Raw genomic sequence first — 16,379 nt, forward strand, 5'->3', positions numbered from 1 at the left:
AACATGAACTTCGAACACACCGAAGACCGCCGCATGCTGGCGGACAGCCTCAACCGCTTCGTCTCCGAGCAGTACGCCATCGAGGCGCGCAACCACGTCGCCTATGGCGAGGAAGGCCACAGCCCGCTGCTGTACGGGCAGTTCGCGGACATCGGCGCCATCGGCGCGCTGTTCCCCGAGGACGCTGGCGGCTTCGGCGGCCAGGGCTTCGACATCAGCGTGGTCTTCGAATGCCTGGGCCGCGGCCTGGTGGCCGAGCCGCTGCTGGGCGCCCTGGTCGTGGGCCAGGCTCTGATCGCGGCCGGCAGCGATGCGCAAAAGGAACAGCTGGCAGCCATCATCGGCGGCACGTCCATCGCGGCCCTGGCCCATGACGAGCCCGGCAGCCACTACGAGCTCAACAACGTCGCCACCACGGCCGTGCGCAGCGGCGACGGCTGGGTGCTGAACGGCGCCAAGGGCGTGGTCGCCTTCGGCGAGAAGGCCGATCTGCTGCTGGTCTCGGCCCGCACCTCGGGCAGCCAGTACGACGAGGCCGGCATCAGCCTGTTCCTGGTCCCCGGCAATGCCGCAGGCATCCAAAAGCGCGGCTACAACCGCATCGAGGGCGGCCGCGCGGCCGAGCTGGTGCTGGACAAGGTGCAGGTCGGCGCAGACGCCCTGCTGGGCGAAGAAGGCCGGGGCCTGTCCCTGCTGGAACGTGTCAGCGGCTACGCCGTGCTGGCGCTGACCGCCGAGGCCGTGGGCGCCATGGACGTGGCCAAGGACCAGACGCTGGAGTACCTGCGCACGCGCAAGCAGTTCGGCGTGCCCATCGGCAGCTTCCAGGCCCTGCAGCACCGCATGGCCGACCTGCTGCTGGAAGTGGAGCAGGCGCGCTCGGCCGTGATCAACGCGGCCGCCGCCATTGCGGACGAAGACCGCGTGGCGCGAGAGAAAGCCCTGTCGGCCGCCAAGTACAGCATCGGCCGCATCGGCACCCTGGTGGCCGAGGAAAGCATCCAGATGCATGGCGGCATCGGCATGACCTGGGAGCTGCCCCTGGCCCACTACGCCAAGCGCCTGGTCATGATCGACCACCAGTTCGGCGACGAGGACCACCATCTGTCGCGTTACATCGCACTCGGCTCGCAACACTGAGCCAAGGAAAGCCGCCATGACCGAAGCGAACCAAGTCCTGCTGATCCGCCGCGAAGGCGCCGTGCTGGTGCTGTCCAACAACAACGTGGCCGCGCGCAATGCGCTGTCGCCCGAGTTCTACGCGGCCGTCTCGGCGGCGCTCAAGAGCGCGGCGACCGACCCCACCGTGGGCGCCGTGGTGCTCACGGGCGAGGGCGGCCACTTCTGCGCGGGCGGCGACCTGCGCCAGCTGGCCAAGCGCCGCGAGCTGCCGGTGCAGGAGCGACGCGCCAAGCTTGAAGGCCTGCATGACCTGATCCGCAGCGTGCGCGACTTTCCGAAGCCCGTGATCGCCGCGGTCGAAGGCGCGGCGGCCGGCGCGGGCCTGTCGCTGGCCCTGGCCTGCGACATGCTGGTGGCGGCGAAGAACGCCGTGTTCTCGGTCGCCTACGTCAAGGTCGGCCTCACGCCCGATGGCGGCGCCACCGCCTTCCTGGCCGAGTTCGTCTCGCGCCAGGTGCTGACCGAGCTGTGCCTGACCGGCGAGCGCATCAGCGGCGAGCGCCTGCATGCCCTGGGCCCCGTCAACCGCCTGTCCGAACCGGGCCAGGCCCAGGCCGACGCCGTGGCGCTGGCCGCCCAGGTGGCCACCGGCCCCGACCAGGCCATGGCCCTGATCAAGGACCTGTGCCGCCAGGCGCCGCGCAACACGCTGGAAGAGCAGCTGGAGCTGGAGGCGCAGTACATGGTGCGCTCGCAGGAGAGCGAGGAATCGCGCGAAGGCATTGGCGCCTTCCTCGAAAAGCGCGCTGCCGACTTCACCAAGCTGCGCGGCTGAAACCGCTCAAGACCTAAAAGACTTTCCAAGGAGACAACGCACATGGCCGACAGCCACAACGATCAGAACCAGGACATCGACTTCCCGCTGGAGGGTGTGCGCGTGCTCGACCTCTCGCGCGTGTTCGCGGGGCCGCTGTGCGGCATGGTGCTGGCCGACTTCGGCGCCGAAGTGGTCAAGGTCGAGCACCCGGGCCGCGGCGACGACACGCGCGACTGGGGCCTGCGCATCGGCAAGACCGAGACCACCTACTACAACAGCATGAACCGCAACAAGCGGTCCATCACGCTGGACCTGCAGACCCCCGAGGGCGTGAAGATCGTCCACGACCTGCTGCCCCAGTTCGACGTGGTCATCCACAACTTCAAGACCGGCGGCGCCGAGAAGCTGGGCCTGGGCTACGAGCAGCTCAAGGCCATCAAGCCCGGCATCATCTACTGCGCCGTGGCCGGCTATGACAGCAGCGGCCCCGAGGCCAAGCGCCCCGGCTACGACCTGGTCATCCAGGGCGAGGCCGGCCTCATGGCGCTCAACGGCGAGGCCGGCACGCCGCCGCTCAAGTTCGGCGTGGCCGTGGTCGATCTCATGACCGGCATGTACGCGGCCCAGGCCATCCTGGCCGCGCTGTTCCGCCGCGAGCGCACGGGCAAGGGCCGCCTCATCGAGATGGCGCTGTACGACAGCGGCATCATGATCACCGGCTACTACGGCCTGGATGCCATGCAGCTCGGCCATGACCCCGAGCGCTACGGCAATGCCCACCCCTCCATCGTTCCCTACGGCATGTATGAGGCGGCCGACGGCCCGCTGATCATCGCCGTGGGCAACAACGCCCAGTTCGACAAGTTCTGCCGCCAGGTGGTGATGCGCCCCGACATCGTCGAGGACGAGCGTTTCTCCACCAACGTCAACCGCGCCAAGAACCGCCTGGAGCTGGGCCCCATGCTCAAGGAACTGATCCGCTCCTTCCCGCGCGATCTGCTGCTGGAGCGCCTGACGGCCGCCGGCATCCCCTGCGGCCGCGTGGCCGGCCTGCACGAGGCCCTGACCAGCGAGCGTACGCGCCGTGGCGGCCTGCTGCAGGACATGCCCCACCCCGTGGTCGGCACCACGCCCGTGTTCGCGCCGCCCTACCGCCTGGACGGCCAGCGCCTGCCCATCCGCCATGCACCGCCCACGCTGGGCGAGGGCACGCGCGAGGTGCTGCACCGGCTGCTGAGCATGAGCGACGAGCAGCTGCAGCAGCTGCAGTCCAAGGGCGTGCTGACCCTGCCCGAGACCCCCGCGCAACAGGGATAAGAGGACCGATCACGCGACTGATTCCACGGGGGCCATTGATGCCCGGCCCCCGACCCGCCAGGTTTGCATGCCGCACCAAGACGGCACCCATAGACAGCAATACCCAGGAGACAAAACCATGAGCAACCAAGTCACACGCCGCGACATTCTTCAAGGGCTGGCCGCCATCGGCGGCACCAGCCTGCTGGCCACGGGCGCCACCAGCGCCCTCGCACAGGCCGGCAAGCCGGCAGCGTGGCCCACCAAGCCCATCCGCGTGGTCGTGCCCTTCAACGCGGGCGGCGCCACCGACATCATTGCGCGCACCATCGGCGAGGCCCTGGCCAGGCGCGTGGGCCAGCCCGTGGTCATCGACAACCGCGCGGGCGCGGCCGGCATCCTGGGCACGGACGCCGTGGTCAAGGCGCCCGCCGATGGCCACACCCTGCTGGTCTCGCTCAGCACCTCCATGCTGATCAACCAGTTCCTCTATACCAAGCTGCCCTACAACCCGCAAAAGGACATCGCCCTGATCACCCAGATCGCGGCGGCGCCCGTCACCCTGGTGGTCCATCCCTCGGTGCCGGCCAACAACATGAAGGAGCTGCTGGCCTACGTGAAGGCCAACAAGGGCAAGCTCTCGTACGGCTCCTGGGGCGTGGGCTCGTATGCCCACCTGGCCGGTGCCTACATGAGCAAGACCATGGACGCCGACATGACCCACGCCGCCTACAAGGGCGAGGCGCCCATGATCCAGGAGCTGATCGGCGGCCAGCTGCAGATGTGCTTTTCCAGCGCCCTCAACACCAAGCCCTTCATCGACTCGGGCAAGCTCAAGGCCATCGGCGTCACGGGCAAGGAGCGCATGGAAATCCTGCCCAAGCTGCCCACCATCCATGAACAGGGCGTCACCGACGACGCCTATGCCATCTACGGCTGGGTGGCCATGGGCGCGCCGGCCGGCGTGCCCAAGGAGATCGTGGACCAGCTCTACGGCCACCTGCGCGAAATCGCCAAGGACCCCAAGGTGCTGGAGCGCACCGTGGGCGCAGGCTTCATGCCGCTGATGAACAGCCCGCAGGCCTTCCGCGAGAACTACCAGCGCGACATGCCGATCTGGAAGGCGCTGGTGGAGGAAGCCGGCGCGAAGCTTGATTGAACCCCCTGAGTCGCTTCGCGCCTTCCCCCTGAAAGGGGGACGACACCCTCGGTGCGGGGCGGCCCTTCCTCGGTGTCCCTGGGGTTGGGCTGCGCCGGTTTCATGGACTGCAGGCGGCGCGAGCGCCATGGATAGCTGATATGACTGGATTTTTCCGGCCCGCGGTAGCGGGCCGCCACCGACGACTGCTGAGACAGCTTTGAGAGGAGACTTCATGTACACGCGCAATCCCGCATCCCCGGCACGCCCCACGCGGCGCAGCGTTCTGGCCCTGGCCGCAGCCCCGCTGCTGGCCGGCCTGGCCGGCGGCGCCCTGGCCGAGACCGGCTGGCCCAGCAAGATGCTGCGGCTGGTCGTGCCCTTCCCGGCGGGCGGCCCCACCGACACGGCATCGCGCATCGTGGGCCAGAAGCTGGGCGAGCGTCTCAAGCAGACCGTGGTGGTGGAAAACCGCCCTGGCGCCTCCGGCTCCATCGCGGCCGTGCAGGTCGCCAAGAGCCCGGCCGACGGCTACACGCTGATGATGCTGGCCACGCCCACGCTGCTGGCGCCTCACCTGTACAAGAAGGCCGGCTACGACACCGTCAAGGACTTCACGCCCGTGGCCACGGTCTATGACCTGCCCATCGTCATCGTGGTCAACCCCACGCTGCTGCCCGACGTCACCGACCTCAAGAGCCTGATCGCCCACGCCAAGGCGCAGAAAGTCGCGCTCAACTACACCAGCTCGGGCGCCGGCAGCTTCGGCCACCTGAGCATGGAGCTGCTCAAGCAGATGGCCGGCTTCGACATGCAGCACGTGCCCTACAAGGGCGGCGTGCCCGCCATCACCGACACCATCGGCGGCCAGGTGCCCATCATGTATGCCGACCTCGTGGCCGCGCTGCCCCACATCCAGGCCGGCAAGCTGCGCGCCATCGCCGTGGGGTCGCCCCAGCGCGTGGCCATGTTGCCCGACACCAAGACCATTGCCGAGCAGGGCATCAAGGGCTACGACGCCGTCTCCTGGGGCGGCCTGCTGGCGCCCAAGGGCACGCCCAAGGCCGTGGTCGACCGCATCGCCAGCGAAGTGCAGCAGATCCTGGCCGACAAGGACATCCAGGAAAAGCTGCTCAACGCAGGCGCCATCGCCGCCTACCAGAACCCCGCCCAGCTGGGCCAGCGCATCCAGCAGGACTACACGCGCTGGGGCCAGCTGATCCGCGACAAGGGCATTGCAGTGGAGTGACATCGACATGAAGACACGCATCACCGAACTCTTTGGCATCGAGCACCCCATCATCCAGGGCGGCATGCACCATGTGGGCCTGGCCGAACTGGCCGCCGCCGTCTCCAACGCGGGCGGCCTGGGGCTGATCACGGGCCTGACCCAGCGCACGCCCGAACTGCTGGCGCGCGAGATCGCGCGCTGCCGAGAGATGACGGACAAGCCCTTCGGCGTCAACCTGACCTTCCTGCCCTCGGTCAACCCGCCCGACTACCCCGGCTACGTCAAGGCCATCATCGAAGGCGGCGTCAAGGTCGTGGAGACGGCGGGCAACAACCCGCAGAAATGGCTGCCCGCGCTCAAGGAAGCCGGCATCAAGGTCATCCACAAGTGCACCTCGGTGCGCCATGCGCTCAAGGCCGAGGCCATCGGCTGCGACGCCATCAGCGTGGACGGCTTCGAATGCGGCGGCCATCCGGGCGAGGACGACATCCCCAATTTCATCCTGCTGCCGCGCGCGGCCGAAGAACTGAAGATTCCCTTCGTCGCCTCGGGCGGCATGGCCGACGGCCGCTCGCTTGTGGCTGCGCTGGCTCTGGGCGCCGAGGGCATCAACATGGGCACGCGCTTCATCGCCACCCAGGAAGCGCCCGTGCACGACAACGTCAAGCAGGCCATCGTCGCGGCCAGCGAGCTGGATACGCGCCTGGTCATGCGTCCGCTGCGCAACACCGAGCGCGTGCTGACCAACCCGGCCACCGAGCGCCTGCTGCAAAAGGAGCGCGAGCTGGGCGCGGCCATCACCTTTGCCGACATCGCGCCCGAGGTGGCCGGCGTCTATCCGCGCATCATGCATGACGGCGACATGGACGCAGGCGTCTGGTCCTGTGGCATGGTGGCCGGCCTGATCCACGACGTGCCCACGGTCCAGCAGCTGATCTCCGGCATCATGGACCAGGCCCATGCACTGATCAACGAGCGGTTGGCCGGCCTGGCCCGCTGACCGCCCATCTTCACAGGGCTTACGCAAACAGGATGCGACAACGTGCTGCGCCCCATGGCAAGCCGCTTGCCTTGTTCCTTCTTGCGTAAGTCGTACTTCAAAAACCAGGAAAGAGCTTTCTCATGAAAATCCTTGTACCCGTCAAACGTGTCGTGGACTACAACGTGAAGGTCCGCGTGAAGTCGGACGGCACGGGCGTGGACATCGCCAACGTCAAGATGAGCATGAACCCCTTTGACGAAATTGCCGTCGAAGAAGCCGTTCGCCTCAAGGAAAAGGGCGTGGCCACCGAAGTCATCGCCGTCTCCTGCGGCGTGGCCCAGTGCCAGGAAACCCTGCGCACGGCCATGGCCATCGGTGCCGACCGCGGCATCCTGGTGGAGACCACAGAGGAGCTGCAGCCCCTGGCCGTCGCCAAGCTGCTCAAGGCCCTGGTGGACAAGGAACAGCCCGGCCTGATCATCCTGGGCAAGCAGGCCATCGACGACGATGCCAACCAGACCGGCCAGATGCTGGCGGCCCTGGCCGACCTGCCGCAAGCCACCTTCGCCTCCAAGGTCGAAGTCGCTGGCGACAAGGTGAATGTCACGCGTGAAGTGGACGGCGGCCTGGAAACCCTGGCCCTGAGCCTGCCGGCCGTCATCACCACCGACCTGCGCCTGAACGAGCCGCGCTACGTCACGCTGCCCAACATCATGAAGGCCAAGAAAAAGCAGTTGGACACCGTCAAGCCTGAAGAGCTGGGCGTGGATGTGGCCCCGCGCCTGAAGACGCTCAAGGTGGCCGAGCCCGCCAAGCGCGGCGCTGGTGTCAAGGTGCCCGATGTGGCGACCCTGGTCAGCAAGCTCAAGAACGAAGCCAAGGTCATCTAAAGGAATTCGCAGACATGACATCCCTCGTTATTGCAGAACACGACAACGCTTCCATCAAGAGCGCCACGCTCAACACCGTCACTGCGGCCCTGGCCTGCGGCGGCGACGTGCACGTGCTGGTGGCGGGCGAGAATGCCGGCGCCGCTGCGCAGGCCGCTGCCCAGATCGCTGGCGTGTCCAAGGTCATCCACGCCGACGGCGCCAGCCTGAAGGACGGCCTGGCCGAGAACATTGCAGCGCAAGTGCTGGCGATTGCTTCGAACTACAGCCACATCCTGTTCCCCGCCACCGCCAGCGGCAAGAACGCCGCGCCGCGCGTGGCCGCCAAGCTGGACGTGGCCCAGATCAGCGACATCACCAAGGTGGACAGCGCCGATACCTTCGAGCGCCCCATCTACGCAGGCAACGCCATTGCCACGGTGCAAAGCAGCGACAAGATCAAGGTCATCACCGTGCGCGGCACGGGCTTTGACGCAGCGGCCACCACGGGCGGCAGCGCCCAGGTGGAGCAGCTGGCCGCCGCTGGCGACAACGGCAAGAGCAGCTTCGTGGGCCGCGAGGTCACCAAGAACGACCGCCCGGAACTGACGGCTGCCAAGATCATCGTCTCCGGCGGTCGCGCGCTGGGCAGCAGCGAGAAGTTCAACGAAGTCATGACCCCTCTGGCCGACAAGCTGGGCGCCGCCATCGGCGCCAGCCGCGCTGCGGTGGACGCAGGCTATGCGCCCAACGACCTGCAGGTCGGCCAGACCGGCAAGATCGTCGCGCCCCAGCTGTACATTGCGGCCGGTATTTCCGGCGCCATCCAGCACTTGGCCGGCATGAAGGACTCCAAGGTGATCGTGGCGATCAACAAGGACCCCGAGGCACCGATCTTCTCGGTGGCCGACTACGGCCTGGAGGCCGACCTGTTCCAGGCCGTGCCCGAGCTGGTGCAGTCGCTGTAAGAACGCAAGGCACCGCACCGGGAGGCGGTGCCAACGGGCCCGGGTGAAGTATCCGGGCCCTGGCCAGAGCGGCACACAAGGCATGTGCCCCGGCCCCACCTGGTTCAGAGATGCAGGAGACAGATATGCAGATTTCCATTGGCCGCCGCAGCCTTGCGCTTGCGGCTGTTGTCTTTGTGGCCACCACGGGCGCCAGCGCACCGGCATGGGCCCAGGCCAGCGACTTTCCCACGCGCCCGATCACGCTGATCGTGCCCTTCCCCGCAGGCGGCTCCACCGACCGCCACATGCGCACCCTGGCCGACATCGCGGGCAAGCAGCTGGGCCAGACCATCATCGTGGAGAACAAGCCCGGCGCGGGCGGCACGCTGGGCCCGGGCAACATGTCCCGCACGGCCAAGCCCGATGGCTACACCATCACCCAGTTCCCCATGTCCATGCTGCGCATGGCGCACATGCAGAAGACGGCCTGGAACCCGGTCACGGACTTCACCTACATCATCGGCGTCTCGGGCTACACCTTCGGCTTCACGGTGCGCTCGGACTCGCCCTACAAGAGCTTCAACGAATACATTGCCGCCGCGCGCAAGAGCCCCGGCAAGATCGAGTACGGCTCCACCGGCATAGGCTCCTCGCCCCACCTGCTGATGGAGGAGCTGGCCGAGAACGCCAAGGTCACGCTCAACCACGTGCCCTTCAAGGGCAACGCCGACCTGCAGCAGGCCCTGCTGGGCGGGCACGTGGCCGCGCAAAGCGATGCCTCGGGCTGGGACACCTATGTGGATGGCGGCCAGATGCGCCTGCTCATGACCTTCGGCGAAAAGCGCACCCAGCGCTGGCCCGACGTGCCCACGGCCAAGGAACTGGGCTATGGCGTGGTCTCCACCTCGCCCTACGGACTGGCCGGCCCCAAGGGCATGGACCCGGCCGTGGTGCGCAAGCTGCACGACGCCTTCAAGAAGGCCATGGATGACCCGCGCCACATCGAGGTGCTCAAGCAGCTGAACCAGGACGCCTGGTACCGCTCCGGCGCCGACTATGCGCAGTGGGTGCGCGAGGCCTATGCCAAGGACAAGGTCCTGATCGACCGCCTGGGCCTGGCCGCCAAGTAGGCCTGTCCTCCAATGCGCCCGCAGGGCCAGGGGGCTGGCGGGCGCAGTCCGCTTGAGATTCGTGAATTCGTGAAACGGAGTCCCTCATGACTGTCTCCCTGCCTTCGCCCGATGCGCCCTTCACCACGCTGGCCGAACTGATCCGCAGCCACGCGCGCCAGCAGCCGGCCCATGCCGCGCTGCGCGACGACCAGCAGACGCTGAGCTACGCGCAGCTTGACGCCCTCATGGACCGCGTGGCCGCCGCGCTGCAGCGCGACGGCGTGCAGCCTGGCCAGGCGATTGCCATCTGCGCGTTGAACTCGGTGCGCTATGCCGCGCTGTTCCTGGGCGCCTTGCGCGCGGGCGTGGTGGTTGCGCCGCTGGCGCCGTCCTCCACGGCCGACAGCCTGGCCTCCATGCTGCGCGATGCCCAGGCGCGCCACCTGTTCCTTGACAAGGCGGCCCAGGACCTGGTGCCTGCCGACGGCACCCTGCAATGCATCTCGCTGGACGGCGCCGCGCCCGGCCGGGCCTTTGACGACTGGCTGGCGCCCGAAGGCGCGCAGCCCGCGCCCGTGAGCGTGGAGCCGGCCGCGCCGTTCAACATCATCTATTCCTCGGGCACCACGGGGGTTCCGAAGGGGATCGTGCAGTCGCACGGCATGCGCTGGGCCCACATCAACCGGGGCAGCGTCTACGGCTACGGCCCCGAGGGCACGACGCTGCTGGCCACGCCGCTGTACTCCAACACCACGCTGGTGGTGTTCTTCCCCACGCTGGGCAGCGGCGGCTGCGTGGTACTGATGCCCAAATTCGACGCGGCCCGCTACCTGCAGCTGGCCCAGCAGCACCGCGTCACCCACACCATGCTGGTGCCCGTGCAGTACCAGCGCATCATGGCGCTGCCGCAGTTCGGCGAGCATGACCTGTCCAGCTTCCGCGCCAAGTTCTGCACCAGCGCGCCGTTCCGGGCCGAGCTCAAGGCCGACGTGGTGGCGCGCTGGCCCGGCAGCCTGACCGAGTTCTACGGCATGACCGAAGGCGGCGGCACCTGCATCCTCGAAGCCCATCTGCACCAGGACAAGCTGCACACCGTGGGCAAGCCCGCCGAGGGCCATGACATCCGCCTCATCGACGAGGACGGCCGCGAGGTCGCCCCGGGCGAGGATGGCGAGGTCGTGGGCCATTCGGCCAGCATGATGACCGGCTACCACGGTCAGCCTGCCAAGACGCGCGAGGCCGAATGGTTCGACCCCACGGGCAAGCGCTTCATCCGCACGGGCGACGTGGGCCGCTTCGATGCCGATGGATTCCTCACCCTGTTCGACCGCCGCAAGGACATGATCATCAGCGGCGGCTTCAACATCTACCCCAGCGACCTGGAAACCCAGCTGCGCGCCCACCCGGCCGTGGACGACGTGGCCGTGGTCGGCGTGCCGTCCGAGCAATGGGGCGAGACGCCCGTGGCCTACGTGGTGTCGCGCGCGGGGCAGCCGGCCCTGCCCGAGGACATCATGGGCTGGTACAACCAGCGGGCCGGCAAGACCCAGCGCCTGGCGGACCTGCGCTTCATTGCCGAGCTGCCGCGCAGCGCCATCGGCAAGGTGCTCAAGCGCGAGCTGCGCGACCAGTACGCGACGGGGCGCTGAACCGGCGGATGCTTTCTCCAAACGATGTCCACCACGATGTCCACCAAGAGGTACACCCCATGAGCAACGACACCACGATGTCCGAGGTCCGCCGCCAGGTGACGGCCGAGGAATGGCAGACCCGCATCGAGCTGGCCGCCGCCTACCGGCTGGTCGCCCACTTCGGCTGGGACGACCTGATCTTCACCCACATCTCGGCGCGCGTGCCGGGCCAGCCCGACCAGTTCCTGATCAACCCCTACGGCATGCTGTTCGACGAGATCACTGCGTCCAGCCTGGTCAAGGTCGATCACGAGGGCCGGCCGCTGATGGAGACCGAGTACGACGTCAACCCGGCCGGCTTCGTCATCCACAGCGCCATCCACGACGGCCGCCCCGAGGTGCAGTGCGTGCTGCACACGCACACGCGCTATGGCGTGGCCGTCTCGGCGCAGAAGGAGGGGCTGCTGCCCATCTCGCAGCAGTCCATCTTCCCGCTGGCGCGCCTGGCCTACCACGACTACGAAGGCGTGGCCCTGCGCGACGACGAGAAGCCGCGCCTGGTCGATGACCTGGGCGCCAGCAACTTCCTCATCCTGCGCAACCACGGCCTGCTGACCTGCGGCCGCAACGTGGCCGAGGCCGTGCTGGCCATGTACACGCTGGAGTCGGCCTGCCGCATCCAGATCCTGGCGCAGTCGGGTGGCGGCGAGCTCACGCGCATCCCGCAGGACATCATTGCCGATGCGGTCAACCAGTCGCGCCAGGTCACCAAGGGCAAGGGCGCAGGCCTGGCCTGGCCCGGCCTGCTGCGCCGCCTGGACCGCATAGACCCTTCTTACAAGGACTGAAGGAAACCATGGGAATTCTGGTCAACATCCACCCGAGCATGGGCGCGCCCATCGTCGACTCGCTGCGCGCGCTGGCGCCCGGCGTGCAGGTCTGGGGCCACCGCGAGGAGGCACCGGCCGACGCGGTCGAGGCCATGCTCGCCTGGAGCCTCAAGCCGGGCGTGCTGCCGGCCTATCCGGGCCTGAAGCTGCTGTGCGCACCCAGCGCGGGCGTGGACAAGCTGCTGGCCGTGCCCGACCTGCCGGCCGGCCTGCCCGTGGCGCGCACCGTCGATCCGCAGCAGCATGTGGAGATCGCCCAGTACGTGGTCGGCACCGCGCTGCGCCACACGCGGGAGCTGGACCTGTTCGCGCGCCAGCAGCATGCCGGCGACTGGCTGCGCCGCCCCGTGCGCGCCAGCGCAGACTGCCGCGTGGGCATCCTGGGCCTGGGCGAGGTCGGCCGCTTCGTGGCCGGCGCCATGCAGGCCATCGGCTACCCCGTCGCAGGCTGGAGCCGCAGCGCCAAGAGCATTGCAGGCCTGGCCACGCACAGCGGTGCCGAAGGTCTGAAGCAGCTGCTGTCCGCCAGCGACATCCTGGTCTGCGCCTTGCCGCTCACGCCCGAGACGCGCGACCTGCTGGACCGCCGCACCCTGTCCCTGCTGCCGCGCGGCGCCTACTTCATCAACGTGGGGCGCGGCGAGCAGGTGGTGGAAGACGACCTGCTGGCCCTGCTTGACGAAGGCCACCTGGCCGGCGCCGCGCTGGACGTGCTGCGCGACGAGCCGCCCCAGCCCGGCAACAAGGTCTGGGGCCATCCCAAGGCCTTCGTCACGCCGCACATCGCGGCCCAGGCCTCGGCCGACACCGTGGCGCGCCAGTGCCTGGAGAACCTGCGCCGTCTGCGCGCGGGCGAGCCGCTGCTCAACCTTGTGGATGTGGCGCGGGGGTACTGAGCCCTTTTTTCCATCCGACGCTGCGCTGTTGCGTGGCGTTTTTTCATCGCCGGGCCGCCCCAAGATGAAAAGCGGCCCCCTTGGGGGCAGCGGACCTTGCGCAGCAAGGGTAGCGTGGGGGCCATTTTTCAACTGAGAAGAACCCAGAGACACCATGCCTTCGACTTCCCGCCGCGGCTTTTTGCAATCGACCGCTGCCGCCGCTGCAGCAGCCACCACCGTGCTGGCCCCCTCGGCCTGGGCCCAGAGCCCCTGGCCTTCCAAGCCCATCCGCATCATCGTTCCGTACACGGCAGGCGGCTTCACCGACCAGATGGCGCGCTTGCTGCAGGTCGGCCTGCAAAAGGCCCTGGGCCAGCCCGTCATCGTGGAGAACAAACCTGGCGCCAACAGCATCATCGGCGTGGACCAGATCGCCAAGGCCGCGCCGGACGGGCACACCTTCGGCGTGGTCATCGCGGCCTATGCGGCCAACACCACGCTCTATCCCAAGCTGCCCTACAACCCGAAGAAGGACCTGGTCGGCGTCTCGCTGATGGGCGTCTCGCCCCTGGTCGCTGCCGTGGCCATGAACGCGCCCTTCAAGACCACGCCCGAGCTGATCGCCTATGCCAAGGCCAATCCCGGCAAGGTGGGCTTCGGCTCCTCGGGCAGCGGCTCCAGCGCCCACCTGACCACCGAGCTGATGAAGCTGCTCACCAAGACGGACATGGTCCACGTTCCCTACAAGGGCGCGGCGCCTGCGCTGGCCGACCTCATGGGCGGCCAGATCCCGCTGTTCCTGGACCCGCCGCCCAACCTCATCCAGCCCGCCAAGGCCGGCCGCATCCGCCTCATCGGCGTGGCCAGCGACAAGCGCCTGGCCGCGCTGCCCGCCGTGCCCACCTTCGTGGAGCAGGGCTACGACGGCCTGCTGGGCAGCACCTGGGCAGCCATGATCGCGCCGGCCGGCGTGCCGCGCGAGATCGTGCAGCGCATGTCCGCCGAGGTGTCGCGCATCATCCGCAGTGCCGAGGTGTCGCAGCGGCTGGAGCAGGTGATGGGGACGTTTGCGGAGGGGTCCACGCCTGAGGAGTGCGATCGGTTCATTGCTGCCGAGACGGAGAAGTGGGGGAGGGTGATTCGGGAGGCGAAGGTGACGGTGGACTGAGTCTTTCTTGTTCTCGGGTCTGTTTTTTTGACCCTGCCGGGTGGTTGTTTTTCGAGGCCGGGTTTCGGCCCGGCGGCCGACCCGCTTTCTTGTCGCGCGACAAGAAAGCGGGGCAAAGAAGCGCGCCCCGAACTGCCCACGACCCTTCGCTTCGCTGCGGGCGACCTGCGTTGGGCGGGATGCGGGGTGCGCCGTGAAACTCGTTGCGCGCTGCGCGCTTCACTCAAACATCACGGCGAGCTAGACAACGAAGCAAGCCTGTCCTTCGGCAGGCTTGCCACCCCGCATCCCGCCCAACGCAGGCGTGGGCAGAAGGGGGAGGCTGAAGGACAGCCAACAGCCAGAAATACAAACAGCCGATGCGCACTGGTGCGCTCGGCTGTTTTCATGGAGTTTGGTGCGGCGTCAGGGTTCGGGCCTGGCGGTGTTGCGCAGGACGTGGATTTCGTCGTCCATAGAGGTGGCCAGCCGTTCGGCGCTGTGCTGGATGGTGCGCAAGGCGCTGATCACCACATCCGGATCGCGCAGGCCTTCTGGCGTCTGCAGCCATGACTGCGCGAGCTGGGATAGTGCAGAGACCTCGTTGCAGCCTGATTGAACCATGCCGTTCATCTCGGCGACGGCCATGGTCAGTTGCGTGGTTCTGGCGCTGCTGGGTCGGACTTCCTGCTTCATGGCATGGCCCTCCATGTGAATGTGAGGGCGCTCTGAATCATCGGCGCTGTATGCATGGTTCCGTGCTCCTTTGAGAGACTTGAAACCACCAATCCGCGTTCTTACGCGCAGACAGGTGGACGGGATGTTAAGAACACGCTCAAAGCCGTGCGGACGCCCTTGCGGGTAGCCCCATCCCGTCCATAACCGTAGGGACGTGGGCGTACACCCACGATCCGGCAATGCAGACGTGACAAGGCCTCGTTAACGGGGAGGCCGCACCGCTTTGAGAAAAGGTGTTCTTACGCACCAGCCCCTGTACTGGGGGCCACTCGGAATGATAGAGGCTTTGAATGAAAGCGAGGCCAAAGTCCCAGGCCGAGCGCAGCGACCGCCACGACGCAGGTTGCCCGCAGCGAAGCGGAGGGTCGCGGACATTCGGGTCGCCTTCTTTGATCTGACCTTTCTTGGCGAATCAAGAAAGGGCAGTCGGCTGCCGGGCCGAGACCCAGCCTCGAAAAGAACCCCCCGGCAGGGGCAAAAACAATCAAGCAGCCCCCACCCTCCACCGCCTCCTGGGCGCCCTCAGCGCATGCCTTTCCCGATAGGCAGCAGGCGCCATCCCTACATACCGCAAGAACACCCGCCGAAACGCAGAGGCATCCCCATACCCGCAGGCCAGCGCCACGGACGGCACGCTCTCGAGCGTGATCTCCAGCAGCACCCGGGCTCGCGCGCATCGCAGGCGGTGCAGGTGGTCCAGCGGGCTGTGGCCCAGTTCCTGCTGGAAGTGGCGCAGCAGGGTGCGCGGGCTGGTGGATGCCGCGTGCGCGAGGGCCTGCAGGTCATAGGGCTGCTCCACGCGCGCCTCCAGCCAGGCGATGGCATGGGCCAGCACGCTGTTGCGCGTGGCGGGAATGCGGCGGTCCTGCAGGGCGGCGCGGGTGGCGCGTTCACGCTGGGCATCGGGCTGCAGCACGGCGGCCAGCGCTGCGGCCAGGTCGTCGCCGAAGGCATGGCGTGTGAGCGCGACGGCCATGGGTGCCAGGGCCTCGGGGTGGGAGGCGCTGAGCCAGGGCCTGTCGTCCACGAAGGGCTGGCCCTCGGCCAGTTCGATGCCCGGGAAGTCCAGGCCGAAGCCGCCCATGAAATACCAGGGCAGGGCCACAAGCCGGCCCTGGCAGCGGCCGCCCGCTGCCGCAAACCAGGCGGCGCTGCCCAGCGTGCAGACGGCCAGGCCCTGGTCGAAGGCCGTGGTGATGCGGCGCACCAGGGCCGGATGCGCGGCGACGATGTCGCGGATGGAGGGTATGTCGGGGCAATGCAGCGCGCTCACGAAGACGGCCTGCGCGGGCCCCTCGGCTGCCGCGCCTTCGGTCGCATGCGGCATGGCAGGCAGGGGCCGGCCCTGGCCATCGACCCAGCGCCAGCCAAAGCGTGGCGCACGCCGGCCCAGGCGCAGGCTGGCGACCAGGTTGGCGCTGCGCAGCATCTCCACCAGGTGCGCGGCATGGCCGATGGCGCTGTGCTCCAGGCAGGGCAGCTCGATGATGAAGGTCCGTGGCATGGCGGTTCTGGCTCCTCGAATGGCGATTTTGACGTGCCCGTCATACGTGCTTCACTTTTAGCATGGCTGCTTGT

General features: G+C 67.9%; 15 protein-coding genes. 13 read left to right on the forward strand and 2 right to left on the reverse strand.

Going from position 1 to position 16,379, the window contains the following annotated elements; genetic code table 11:
• Positions 1-3 precede the first annotated feature (3 nt).
• The 13 genes from DA1_RS18325 (at position 4) to DA1_RS18385 (ending at position 14,084) form a co-directional block, all read left to right on the forward strand.
• Complete coding sequence (locus tag DA1_RS18325; RefSeq protein ID WP_034390416.1) at positions 4-1,140, forward strand: acyl-CoA dehydrogenase family protein; 1,137 nt, start codon at positions 4-6, stop codon at positions 1,138-1,140.
• 16 nt (positions 1,141-1,156) lie between these two features.
• Positions 1,157-1,957 (forward strand): oxepin-CoA hydrolase, alternative type, encoded by an 801-nt coding sequence (locus DA1_RS18330; protein WP_034390419.1) that lies wholly within the window; start codon positions 1,157-1,159, stop codon positions 1,955-1,957.
• Positions 1,958-1,999: 42 nt separating this feature from the next.
• A complete protein-coding gene (locus DA1_RS18335) occupies positions 2,000-3,256 on the forward strand; it encodes a CaiB/BaiF CoA transferase family protein (RefSeq protein WP_034390422.1) in 1,257 nt (418 codons plus the stop codon).
• 118 nt (positions 3,257-3,374) lie between these two features.
• Positions 3,375-4,394, forward strand: a complete 1,020-nt coding sequence (locus DA1_RS18340) for a Bug family tripartite tricarboxylate transporter substrate binding protein (RefSeq protein ID WP_017407912.1) — start codon at positions 3,375-3,377, stop codon at positions 4,392-4,394.
• Positions 4,395-4,608: 214 nt separating this feature from the next.
• Positions 4,609-5,622 (forward strand): Bug family tripartite tricarboxylate transporter substrate binding protein, encoded by a 1,014-nt coding sequence (locus DA1_RS18345; RefSeq protein WP_034390425.1) that lies wholly within the window; start codon positions 4,609-4,611, stop codon positions 5,620-5,622.
• A gap of 7 nt (positions 5,623-5,629) precedes the next feature.
• Positions 5,630-6,604 (forward strand): NAD(P)H-dependent flavin oxidoreductase, encoded by a 975-nt coding sequence (locus DA1_RS18350; RefSeq protein ID WP_013804143.1) that lies wholly within the window; start codon positions 5,630-5,632, stop codon positions 6,602-6,604.
• A gap of 122 nt (positions 6,605-6,726) precedes the next feature.
• Positions 6,727-7,476, forward strand: coding sequence for an electron transfer flavoprotein subunit beta/FixA family protein (locus tag DA1_RS18355; protein WP_012203332.1), 750 nt, complete (start codon positions 6,727-6,729; stop codon positions 7,474-7,476).
• Between the two features lie 14 nt (positions 7,477-7,490).
• Positions 7,491-8,423 (forward strand): electron transfer flavoprotein subunit alpha/FixB family protein, encoded by a 933-nt coding sequence (locus DA1_RS18360; RefSeq protein WP_034390428.1) that lies wholly within the window; start codon positions 7,491-7,493, stop codon positions 8,421-8,423.
• A gap of 125 nt (positions 8,424-8,548) precedes the next feature.
• A complete protein-coding gene (locus tag DA1_RS18365; protein WP_012203334.1) occupies positions 8,549-9,535 on the forward strand; it encodes a tripartite tricarboxylate transporter substrate binding protein in 987 nt (328 codons plus the stop codon).
• An 86-nt stretch (positions 9,536-9,621) separates the two neighbouring features.
• A complete protein-coding gene (locus DA1_RS18370) occupies positions 9,622-11,166 on the forward strand; it encodes a class I adenylate-forming enzyme family protein (protein ID WP_034390429.1) in 1,545 nt (514 codons plus the stop codon).
• Positions 11,167-11,225: 59 nt separating this feature from the next.
• Complete coding sequence (locus DA1_RS18375; RefSeq protein ID WP_012203336.1) at positions 11,226-11,996, forward strand: class II aldolase/adducin family protein; 771 nt, start codon at positions 11,226-11,228, stop codon at positions 11,994-11,996.
• Positions 11,997-12,004: 8 nt separating this feature from the next.
• Positions 12,005-12,934, forward strand: coding sequence for a 2-hydroxyacid dehydrogenase (locus DA1_RS18380; protein WP_034390432.1), 930 nt, complete (start codon positions 12,005-12,007; stop codon positions 12,932-12,934).
• Between the two features lie 154 nt (positions 12,935-13,088).
• Positions 13,089-14,084: a tripartite tricarboxylate transporter substrate binding protein gene (locus tag DA1_RS18385; RefSeq protein WP_034390435.1), complete on the forward strand. Its 996-nt coding sequence runs from the start codon at positions 13,089-13,091 to the stop codon at positions 14,082-14,084.
• Positions 14,085-14,489: 405 nt separating this feature from the next.
• On the opposite strand, the gene DA1_RS18390 is transcribed toward DA1_RS18385, so the two are convergent.
• Complete coding sequence (locus DA1_RS18390) at positions 14,490-14,759, reverse strand: hypothetical protein (RefSeq protein WP_034398162.1); 270 nt, start codon at positions 14,757-14,759, stop codon at positions 14,490-14,492.
• 526 nt (positions 14,760-15,285) lie between these two features.
• Positions 15,286-16,305: a GlxA family transcriptional regulator gene (locus DA1_RS18395; protein WP_034390437.1), complete on the reverse strand. Its 1,020-nt coding sequence runs from the start codon at positions 16,303-16,305 to the stop codon at positions 15,286-15,288.
• Positions 16,306-16,379: the final 74 nt, after the last annotated feature.

It is taken from the genome of Delftia acidovorans NBRC 14950, from assembly GCF_001598795.1.
In the GTDB taxonomy this organism is placed as follows: Bacteria; Pseudomonadota; Gammaproteobacteria; order Burkholderiales; family Burkholderiaceae_C; genus Comamonas; species Comamonas acidovorans.

Excerpts from the sequence above, each read along its gene's own strand:
- DA1_RS18390 (WP_034398162.1), bottom strand. The coding sequence starts at position 14,759 with ATGAAGCAGGAAGTCCGACCCAGCAGCGCCAGAACCACGCAACTGACC.
- DA1_RS18325 (WP_034390416.1), top strand. The coding sequence starts at position 4 with ATGAACTTCGAACACACCGAAGACCGCCGCATGCTGGCGGACAGCCTC.
- DA1_RS18375 (WP_012203336.1), top strand. The coding sequence starts at position 11,226 with ATGAGCAACGACACCACGATGTCCGAGGTCCGCCGCCAGGTGACGGCC.
- DA1_RS18385 (WP_034390435.1), top strand. The coding sequence starts at position 13,089 with ATGCCTTCGACTTCCCGCCGCGGCTTTTTGCAATCGACCGCTGCCGCC.
- DA1_RS18355 (WP_012203332.1), top strand. The coding sequence starts at position 6,727 with ATGAAAATCCTTGTACCCGTCAAACGTGTCGTGGACTACAACGTGAAG.
- DA1_RS18330 (WP_034390419.1), top strand. The coding sequence starts at position 1,157 with ATGACCGAAGCGAACCAAGTCCTGCTGATCCGCCGCGAAGGCGCCGTG.
- DA1_RS18345 (WP_034390425.1), top strand. The coding sequence starts at position 4,609 with ATGTACACGCGCAATCCCGCATCCCCGGCACGCCCCACGCGGCGCAGC.
- DA1_RS18395 (WP_034390437.1), bottom strand. The coding sequence starts at position 16,305 with ATGCCACGGACCTTCATCATCGAGCTGCCCTGCCTGGAGCACAGCGCC.
- DA1_RS18340 (WP_017407912.1), top strand. The coding sequence starts at position 3,375 with ATGAGCAACCAAGTCACACGCCGCGACATTCTTCAAGGGCTGGCCGCC.
- DA1_RS18360 (WP_034390428.1), top strand. The coding sequence starts at position 7,491 with ATGACATCCCTCGTTATTGCAGAACACGACAACGCTTCCATCAAGAGC.
- DA1_RS18335 (WP_034390422.1), top strand. The coding sequence starts at position 2,000 with ATGGCCGACAGCCACAACGATCAGAACCAGGACATCGACTTCCCGCTG.
- DA1_RS18350 (WP_013804143.1), top strand. The coding sequence starts at position 5,630 with ATGAAGACACGCATCACCGAACTCTTTGGCATCGAGCACCCCATCATC.
- DA1_RS18380 (WP_034390432.1), top strand. The coding sequence starts at position 12,005 with ATGGGAATTCTGGTCAACATCCACCCGAGCATGGGCGCGCCCATCGTC.
- DA1_RS18365 (WP_012203334.1), top strand. The coding sequence starts at position 8,549 with ATGCAGATTTCCATTGGCCGCCGCAGCCTTGCGCTTGCGGCTGTTGTC.
- DA1_RS18370 (WP_034390429.1), top strand. The coding sequence starts at position 9,622 with ATGACTGTCTCCCTGCCTTCGCCCGATGCGCCCTTCACCACGCTGGCC.